General features: G+C 71.7%; 1 protein-coding gene. It reads left to right on the top strand.

Features of this window, described 5'->3' with window-relative positions:
• Window positions 1-214 precede the first annotated feature (214 nt).
• Window positions 215-1,150, top strand: a complete 936-nt coding sequence (locus ABT063_RS52055) for a dihydrodipicolinate synthase family protein (RefSeq protein WP_351069395.1) — start codon at window positions 215-217, stop codon at window positions 1,148-1,150.
• Window positions 1,151-1,257: the final 107 nt, after the last annotated feature.

Here is a 1,257-nt window from a genome sequence, read left to right as displayed (position 1 = left end):
GTTCAGCTTGAAGGCCGGAGCTGCGGCGCTGTCCTCCCAGAAGCGTTCTTCGTGCTCCAGCAGAATCTCTTCGCCGCCGACACGTGTTCCCTCGACCACTCCAACGGCCCACCTACAGTCGCGCTGTACCGGGGCACCGCTTCCGATGTCACCATCCGGTGGAGAACGAACCGACACGCGACCTCGTACGTCACAGTGAGCCCAAGGAGCCTTGATGACCTTCCCCGCCCCGCTGACCGGTGTCGTTCCGCCCGTCTGCACGCCCCTGACATCGGACGGCGAGGTGGACGTCCCCTCGCTCCACCGGCTGATCGACCATCTGGTGGCCGGCGGGGTGCACGGCCTGTTCGTGCTCGGTACGACGTCGGAGGCGGCGTATCTGACGGACCGGCAACGGCGGCTGGTGGTGGAGGTGACGGTGGCCCATGCGGGTGGTCGCATCCCGGTGCTGGCCGGGGCGATCGACATGACGACGCCGCGTGTCCTGGACCGCATCGCGTGTGTCACGGCGGCGGGCGCGGACGCGGTGGTCGTCACCGCGCCCTTCTACACCCGCACCCACCCGGCGGAGATCGCCCGCCACTACCGCCTGGTCGCGGCCGCGTCCCCGGTACCGGTCCTCGCCTACGACCTTCCGACGGCCGTGCACACCAAGCTCCCCGCCGCTCTGGTGCTGGAGCTGGCCGCCGAGGGGGTGGTGGCCGGCCTGAAGGACTCCAGCGGCGACCTCGGCGCCTTCCGGGAGGTGGTGACCGGCGCCCGTGAGCACCCCGACATCACCGGCTTCAGCGCGCTGACCGGCTCCGAGCTCATCGTCGACGCGGCGTTGGCGGTGGGGGCGGACGGGGCGGTGCCGGGGCTGGCGAACGTGGATCCGCAGGGGTACGTCCGTCTCGACGCGCTCTGCCGTGCCGGTGACTGGGCCGGGGCCCGGGCCGAACAGGAACGTCTGTGCGCTCTGTTCGGCATGGTGAGTGTCGGTGACCCGGGCCGGATGGGCGGCAGCTCGTCGGCCATCGGCGCGTTCAAGGCCGCGCTGCATCTGCGGGGGGTCATCGACTGCCCGGCAACGGCGGAGCCGCAGGTGCCGCTGGACGGGGCCGAGGTGGAGAAGGTGGGCAAGTTCCTGGCGACGGCGGGGTTGCTGTAAGGGGTTCCTCGCCCCCGCCGCCCCTACCCGTCCCATCACATGGGGGGGGTGCCACCCCCCCCCCCCCCCCCCCCCACCCACCACACCCCCCACACCGCAGTGATCGG

The organism is Streptomyces sp. NPDC002838 (genome assembly GCF_040295365.1).
GTDB lineage: Bacteria > Actinomycetota > Actinomycetes > Streptomycetales > Streptomycetaceae > Streptomyces.
Note: the sequence above shows the minus strand (reverse complement) of the source record. Positions and strands in the feature narration are given on the sequence as shown.